Here is a 7,455-nt window from a genome sequence, read left to right on the forward strand (position 1 = left end):
ACAGCTAGAATCACAGCTCATCAGCTGAAGCCTGAAAGGCGATTGATTATGTGTGAAAACGCAATCAACGCCCGCGTCCCTGTGGCGGTCCCCGGCGCACGCGGCTCCTCCCCGCTCCTGAAGAAGGTAGCGGGGGCGGTAGCCGCCACTGCAGCCTTGGGGGCCGCCACGGCGGCGTACGGGCACTTTATTGAGCTGAATAATTTTCAGCTCCGCACCGAGTCCCTGCCGGTGTTGCCCGCTGGTAGCCCCGACTTTAGGATTCTGCATATTTCGGATATGCACATGATTCCGGGCCAGCAGAAGAAGATTGACTTCATGCACTCGCTGGCTGCTCTGGAGCCGGATTTGGTGATGAACACGGGCGATAACCTCTCCCACGTGGACGGTATGGATCCGTTGTTGGAGGCTCTCGACCCGCTCATGGACTTCCCCGGCGTGTTTGTGCCCGGCTCCAATTGCTATTTTGCGCCCCTCTTCAAGAACCCGGCACGTTACCTGTGGCAGACCCCCGCCCCTCAAGTGATTGAGGAGGGAAGCCGTGCACGCCTGCCCATTGAGCTGATGCATGACGCCTTCGAGTCGCGCGGCTGGACGGGCCTCATTAACCGCTACGACACGCTGAACCTCAAGGGTCTGCGCCTGGAGTTCTCCGGTGTGGATGACCCACACCTGCGTTACGATGAGCACCCCGGATTCGCCCCGGGTGCTTTCGATGAGGGTGAGGAGCCGAGCATCCGTATCGGTGTGTCTCACGCCCCCTATATGCGTACTCTGCACCGCTTCGTGCAGGACGGTGCGCAGGCTATTTTTGCCGGTCATACGCACGGCGGTCAGGTTTGTCTGCCCGGCGGTCGCGCTCTGGTCAGCAACTGCGATTTACCGCCTTCGCGTGCTAAGGGTATCAGTGAGCAGTCCGGTATTCCGGTTCAGGTTTCTGCCGGTTTGGGTACCTCTCGTTTTGCGCCGGTGCGTCTGTTCTGCCCGCCGGAGGCGGTCTTGGTGACCCTCACGGCTCGCGATAAGGAGCAGGACACCTCCGCTACCTCGGCGGGTGGTCGTCTCTAATGTCTGAGGCTTCTACAGCGCACACAACTAAGCGCCGCCGCAACCCTTTCCTGGAGACTGCGAGCGAACCGACCCCCGCCCCGATTGACTACGCGCACAGTGACCGTGCCCCGCGCACTCTCGCCGCATATGCGCGTCCGATTCGTGTGCGCTGGGGTGTGGGCCTGCTCGTGGCGTTCGGCGCCGGTGCCCTTGAGATTTCCATCCCGCAGGTACTGCAGATTATTGTGGATCATCTCTCGCAGAGCACCACCGAAAGCGCCATCTGGACTGCCGGCGGCCTGGTGCTTCTGCTGGGTATTGCGCACGCCTCCTTCATGTACTGGAGGCGTTGGCTGATTGTGGACCCGACCTCCACGATTGAGCTGTCCATGCGCATGAACTTCTTTGACCGCCTGCTCAGCGCCCCGCTTTCTCTGCTGGATCGTTGGCCTTCCGGTCAGCTGCTGACCCGTTCCATGAGCGATTTGGGTACGATTCGTCGTTGGTTGTCCTTCGGTATTGTGCAGCTACTGACTGTTGCGGTGATGTTCCTGGTTGGCGGCTTTTTCATGCTGCGTTCTTCGCCGTCCCTGGCGCTGGTGTTTGTGGTGACCGTGCCGATTCTGGTGCTGTCGCTGGTGAATTTCACCCGCAAGTACTACCGCGCCTCGCATGAGATTCAGCAGATGACGGGCGATCTCTCCACCCGTATTGAGGAGTCGGTGCGCGGCATCCGCGTAATTAAGGCGCTGGGCCGCTCCCCCGAGCAGATTCAGGAATATTCCGAGTCGGTGGACGCCCTGCAGGTGCGCGAGTACGGCAGGTCGATGCTGGTGGCCCGTGTTGCCCTGTACCAGGGCCTGATTGTGGGTGTCTCCACGGCGGTGGCGCTGGCTGTGGGTGCTTCTCAGGTTGCGGCGGGCACTTTGAGTCTGGGCGCGATGACCGCCTACTTTGCGGTGCAGACGACCGTGCTCAGCCACGTGACGCGCTCGACCGCGCTGATGTCTGCCTATTTGAGCTATAAGGTGGCGTTGGAACGCCACAACGAGGTCATGGACGAGCCCGGCTTTGAGGCCGTGCCGCTGGTTCGTGGCTCCGCGGCTATGTCTGGGCCCGAGCATCCGCAGGGTGCTTCTGATTCGTCAACAGTAGCTGGAGTATCTGCCGAGGGCGGCTCCGGGAAGGAAACTATGCAGTACCCCAGCGGTGGCGCAGTATCTGTCACTTTCGATCACGTTCAGTTCAGCTACGACGCTGCCGAAGCGCCTGTTCCTGCAGAGGCTACCGGCGCAGGCTCTGAGGTGAAGGCGCCCGAGGTTTCCGTGCTGAAGGACGTGAACTTCAAGGTCTTCCCGGGTGAGATTCTGGCGCTGGTGGGTGCAACCGGTAGCGGCAAGTCGACCGTGCTGTCGCTGGTTCCGCGTTTCTACGAGCCGACCTCCGGTTCCCTGCGTTTTGGCACCCGAGATGCCGCCGAAATGTCCATTGAGGAGGTGCGCGCCCAGACCGCGTTCGTCTTTGAGGAGGCGGTGCTCTTCTCCGGCACGGTTCGCGAGAACGTGCTGATGGGCGTTGCTGAGCAGTACGAGCGCGGCACCGAGGATGAGGACTACCCCGCCGCGGAAGAGCTGGAGGCGACCCTCCAGACCGCACTGCAGCTGGCTGCGTGCGATTTCGTGGCGGAGCTTCCGCAGGGTCTGGATACCGTCATTGGTGAGGAGGGTCTGAGCCTTTCGGGTGGTCAGCGTCAGCGCCTGTCGTTGGCGCGCGCTTTGGCGAAGCGCCCCTCCGTGCTGCTGCTAGATGATCCGTTCTCGGCACTGGATGTGAACACGGAGGAGCGTATTATTACGGGCCTGCGTGAGGGCCTGGACGGTCTGGGCGGCGCTACGACCCTGCTGACGGCGCACCGCCCCTCCACGGTGGCGTTGGCGGACCGCGTGCTACTGATGGTTGATGGTGCCGTGGTCGCTGAGGGTACTCATGCTGAGCTGATGGACTCTTCGGAGCAGTACCGTCTGCTGATGACGATGGAGGACGGCTAATGGCCCACCATGGTCCGGCTCAGCGGCGGGAGGAGTTGAGCCCGCAGGAGCGCGCACAGACCCGTGAACGTTCGATGGCTCTGCTGCGCCAGATGCTGCGCCCGCACCGTGGGCCGTTGGCGCTGTCGATTATTTCGGTGCTTTTGGTGTCGGGTTCCTCGGCGGTTGCGCCGATTCTGATTGCCCGCGTTTTGGATAGTTCCATTGAACCACTCAGGCAGGGTGACGCCGCTCCCCTGTTGACTCTGTTGGCGTTTTTTGTGGCGGCTACTGCGGTGACCGCGATTTTTTCGTGGGTTAACGTTGCGTACACGGTGCGTGTGTCGCTGGGTGTGGTGGTGTATCTGCGTAAGCGGGTGTTCCGTCATGCGCAGTCACTGAGCGTGTCGTTCCATGAGCGGTACACTTCGGGCAAGGTTATTTCGCGTCTGACGAGCGATATTGATACGGTCCGCAGCTTCTTGGATAGCGGCATCAGCCAGTTGGCGATCACGTTGCTGTCCATGGTGATTTCTGCGGTCGCTATTTTCCTTCTGGATTGGCGTATTGGTCTGTTCATGCTGGTTATGGGCGTGCCGATTTACTTTTTGACGCGCTGGTTCCAGAAGACGGCGGTGCCGGTTTTCCGCACGATGCGTACCGAGTCTGCGCATTTGACGAGCCGTTTTGTGGAGACGTTTACGGGTATCCGCGCGGTGAAGGCGTTTGGTGCGGAGGCGCAGATGCGCATCGAGTATGCTCAGGCGTCGGAGCGTTACCGTCTTGCGGTGATGGATTCGATTAAGATTTTCGGCATCTACTCACCCGTGCTGATGCTTTTGGGCAATGTGTTTATTGCTGGTGCGCTGGTGCTGGGTGGTTATGCGGTGCTGGGTGGCACCATGCAGATTGGTACCTTGCTGGCGTTGGTGATTTACGCGAACCGTGTGTTTGAGCCGGTGATGCAGCTCTCTGAGTTCTACAACATGTTCCAGTCGGCGATGTCCGCGTTGGAGAAGCTGTCGTCGTTCTTGGCTGAGGAGCCGGAGGTTGCTGAGCCGGAGCGTCCGCATGAGCGGGCTGTAGAGCCTGCGGCTGAGTCTACTGCTGGCGCCTCTGAGGGCGTGAGCGGCACGGTTCGCGGTGCCCTGGTGGAGCTGGATTCGGCGGTCTTTGGGTACACGTCGGATCGTCAAGCGTTGCAGGAGACGAGCCTGCGTATTGAGCCGGGTACGACCGTGGCGCTGGTGGGTGCGACCGGTGCCGGCAAGTCGACTATCGCTAAGCTGGTGGCTCGTTTCTACGATGTTTCGTCCGGTCAGGTGCGTATTGACGGCGTGGATGTTCGCCAGCTGGCGGATGTGCAGCTACGCCGTGAGGTGCTCATGCTAACCCAGGAGGTGTTCCTGTTCTCCGCCTCGATTCTGGAGAATATCCGTATGGGTAACCCGCAGGCGTCCGATGAGCAGGTGAAGGCTGCCGCGAAGGCGGTGGGTGCTGATGCGTTCATTGAGCGTCTGCGTGACGGTTACGAATCGCGGCTGGGTCGCGGCGGTATTACCCTGTCGGCGGGTCAGCGTCAGCTGGTGTCGTTTGCTCGCGTTTTCTTGGCGAATCCGCGGGTGCTGATTTTGGATGAGGCGACGGCTTCGCTGGACATTCCGAGTGAGCGCGCGGTACAGGCGGCGCTGCGTACCGTGTTGGCGGGGCGTACGGCGCTGGTGATTGCGCATCGCCTCTCGACGGTTCTGGGCGCTGATCGTGTGCTGGTGATTCATGAGGGCTCCGTGGTGGAGGACGGCTCCCCGCAGCAGCTGATTGCCTCCGGTGGTCGTTTTGCGGCGATGTACGCCTCCTGGGATGAGCTGAATCAGGTTCAGGAGGCTGAAGCCTAGAGACTTTATCTGCCGCTGCCCGACCGGTGGCGTGCCGCTGTGTTGCGTTCTGAATTTTTTTGGGTTATCCTAGGTGAGTTGCCTACGGTATTCGCTGATAGGTCAACATCGGGATGTGGCGCAGCTTGGTAGCGCGCGTCGTTCGGGACGACGAGGTCGCAGGTTCAAATCCTGTCATCCCGACAGCTAGCCCCGGTCCACTGGACCGGGGCTTTGTCGTACCCGCGGTGGTATTTCTGTCACTGTATTTCTGCTGCTGTACTTCTGCCACAGATGTTGAGTACATAGAAGCGACCCCCTACCGGTGCAGGAAGGCAGGTAGGGGGTCGCTTTCTAGGTTGTGGTTCTAGGTTATGTTCTTCGGCCCGCTTAGCCGCGCCCGGAAATGAGGGCGAGAATCGCCTCCAGGGGGCCGCGTCCGGCAATGGATCGCGCCATGCGTGACCAGAGGGTGCAGAAGCCCAAGGCGATTGCGGCACCGAGCAGCAGGAAGGCGGTCCAGTACACGGCGGTGCCCCAGCCTCCGGTGGCGACGTAGTGCTCGCCCGCGGTGAGAGCCTTAACGGTGGGGCCTGCGTAGATGATGATTCCGCTCAGCACAATGGATGCACTCAGGGACATCTGGCCCAGGCGAGCGATCGGGGTGAGCATTCCCGCCTGTGCGGAGAGCAGCCGCGCGCATTCGGCCCAGAAGTAGAGGGTTGCCGCCAGGTTCAGGGTGAGCAGCACCTGCGGGCTGTTGAGGAAGCCCAGCTCGGTGTAGGGGTTGAAGGTGCGGTAGACGGTGAGCGCCAGCACGGCGAGTACCACGGGGATGGCGAGCTTTGCCTGCAGGTTGTCGTAGAGACGCACGAGCACGATGCCCAGGCACATGACCCAGATCAGCTGTGCGCTCTGTGCGTGGTTGACGCCGTGGCTTGCGAGGAAGGGCAGCTGCACGGCAGTCCACTGGTCGGCCCGAGCGGCTACGTCCATGAGGAGGGTGTAGGTCCAGGTGATGAATGGGCTGGTGACCACCGCCAGCGCGGCGACCGCCCACAGGGGCAGGTGCACGACGAATAGGGTGAGCAGGGTGAGTAGCGCCAGGTGCACGAGCATGTCGAAGGGTAGCGTGTAGCTGAAGCCCTGCGCCGGTACGGTTACGCCGGCTTGCGGCAGGTAGGTGATGCCCTGCATGAGCGCCACGCCCAGCAGTAGTAGCGCGAGGAATCGCACGATGGTTCCGGCGAAGAGTTGCGGGAAGTTCGCGGTGCGGGCGTACCGCCAGGCGGCTGCACCCAGGATTGCGGCGAAGAGCGGTTCGGCGGGTACGAGGGTCTGCGGAATCCAGAACTTCCAGGAGACCGGGATCAGCTGCAGCCAGTATCCAAAGGGGATGAGCAGGCTGAGCACGGCGAAGGCGCGGGCGAGGTCGAGCCCGAGGTCGCGTCGGGTGCCTCCGAGGGAGGCTGCACGTGTCCCGCTGCTGACGGTGGGGATGGGTTGAGTGCGCCCTGCTGCCATGTCCTCGCTCCTTGTAGTGCCGTGTTTGAGAGTCTGTGTGCTCTGCCGGGGTGCCTGTCTGCCGGGTATCTGCTTGCTAGGGTATCGTCTGCCCGGTGGTGTGTGCCGGATGCTCTGGCGTAGGTGTTAAGTGTAACGGTGGAAGCTGTGACTGCTTAGGCGGTGGCGCGGAGGTTTTGCTCTCATGCCGCTTCTGTCCCGGCCGTTGGCGGGTACCTCTTGCCCCTAGTGAGTGCTGTTCAAGTGTTGTTGCACGAGGTTGGGTGTGTACCATTGGTACGTTCTTAAAGGTGGGGCCATCCCGCGGGCACTTCGCCCCGGTGATTTTCCTGTCCGTGCCCCACCTGCACATACACCACGTTGAGGTTTTATGTTTTCCACTCTTTCACCTCTTTTTCTGACGGATTTGGGGACTTCCGGTGCTCTGCTGGCTTCGGGTACGGCCCTGTCGGAGGCGACGAACCACGAGAGCGACCAGTTTGTGTCCATCTTCTGGATTACGTTGGTTGCGTTGCTGTCGCCGATTCTTTCGCGGCTGACGGGTAAGAAGATTCCTGATGTGGTTTTCCTGCTCATTTTTGGTCTGCTCATTGGCCCGAACATGCTCAACCTTGCCAACACTGAGGGCGGTATCCCGCTGCTGAAGGAGCTCGGTCTGGGTATGCTCTTTTTGATTGCGGGCTTTGAGATTAACGTGTCCTCGCTGCGTAGCCGTCAGGGTTATAGCGCTATTGCCACGTGGGTGGTGTGCCTTGCCTTGGGTATGGCGGGTGCGGCGGTTATTACGTCGTTCTCGCATGAGTTGAATACGTATATTGCGGTGGGCGTGGCGTTGAGTTCCACGGCATTGGGCACGCTGTTGCCGATGTTGAAGTCTCACGGTGCTGCCGGTACGCCGGTGGGTAATGCGGTGCTGGTGCACGGCGCTGTGGGTGAGCTTCTGCCGATTTTCGCTATTTCGCTGTTGCTGTCTTCGCGTT

At 61.1% G+C, this 7,455-nt stretch carries 5 protein-coding genes and 1 tRNA gene; 5 read left to right on the forward strand and 1 reads right to left on the reverse strand.

The window, feature by feature from the left end:
* Positions 1-48 precede the first annotated feature (48 nt).
* The 4 genes from Q0216_RS09310 (at position 49) to Q0216_RS09325 (ending at position 5,155) form a co-directional block, all read left to right on the forward strand.
* Positions 49-1,068 (forward strand): metallophosphoesterase, encoded by a 1,020-nt coding sequence (locus tag Q0216_RS09310; protein WP_298594786.1) that lies wholly within the window; start codon positions 49-51, stop codon positions 1,066-1,068.
* Positions 1,068-3,098, forward strand: a complete 2,031-nt coding sequence (locus Q0216_RS09315; RefSeq protein WP_298594788.1) for an ABC transporter ATP-binding protein — start codon at positions 1,068-1,070, stop codon at positions 3,096-3,098. The genes Q0216_RS09310 and Q0216_RS09315 overlap by 1 nt, the downstream gene beginning before the upstream one ends.
* Positions 3,098-4,972, forward strand: a complete 1,875-nt coding sequence (locus Q0216_RS09320) for an ABC transporter ATP-binding protein (protein ID WP_298594790.1) — start codon at positions 3,098-3,100, stop codon at positions 4,970-4,972. The genes Q0216_RS09315 and Q0216_RS09320 overlap by 1 nt, the downstream gene beginning before the upstream one ends.
* A gap of 109 nt (positions 4,973-5,081) precedes the next feature.
* Positions 5,082-5,155: transfer RNA gene (locus tag Q0216_RS09325), tRNA-Pro, on the forward strand.
* 186 nt (positions 5,156-5,341) lie between these two features.
* On the opposite strand, the gene Q0216_RS09330 is transcribed toward Q0216_RS09325, so the two are convergent.
* A complete protein-coding gene (locus tag Q0216_RS09330) occupies positions 5,342-6,475 on the reverse strand; it encodes a hypothetical protein (protein WP_298594792.1) in 1,134 nt (377 codons plus the stop codon).
* 370 nt (positions 6,476-6,845) lie between these two features.
* On the opposite strand from Q0216_RS09330, the gene Q0216_RS09335 reads away from it, so the two are divergent.
* Positions 6,846-7,455 (forward strand): cation:proton antiporter (locus Q0216_RS09335; RefSeq protein ID WP_298594794.1); only part of this gene is annotated, 610 nt, incomplete at its 3' end.

The sequence above is a fragment of the uncultured Rothia sp. genome, assembly GCF_937976295.1.
Taxonomy (GTDB): domain Bacteria; phylum Actinomycetota; class Actinomycetes; order Actinomycetales; family Micrococcaceae; genus Rothia.

Bases quoted from the DNA above. Each gene is read 5' to 3' on its own strand.
- Q0216_RS09310 (WP_298594786.1), top strand. From the start codon at position 49: ATGTGTGAAAACGCAATCAACGCCCGCGTCCCTGTGGCGGTCCCCGGC.
- Q0216_RS09315 (WP_298594788.1), top strand. From the start codon at position 1,068: ATGTCTGAGGCTTCTACAGCGCACACAACTAAGCGCCGCCGCAACCCT.
- Q0216_RS09320 (WP_298594790.1), top strand. From the start codon at position 3,098: ATGGCCCACCATGGTCCGGCTCAGCGGCGGGAGGAGTTGAGCCCGCAG.
- Q0216_RS09330 (WP_298594792.1), bottom strand. From the start codon at position 6,475: ATGGCAGCAGGGCGCACTCAACCCATCCCCACCGTCAGCAGCGGGACA.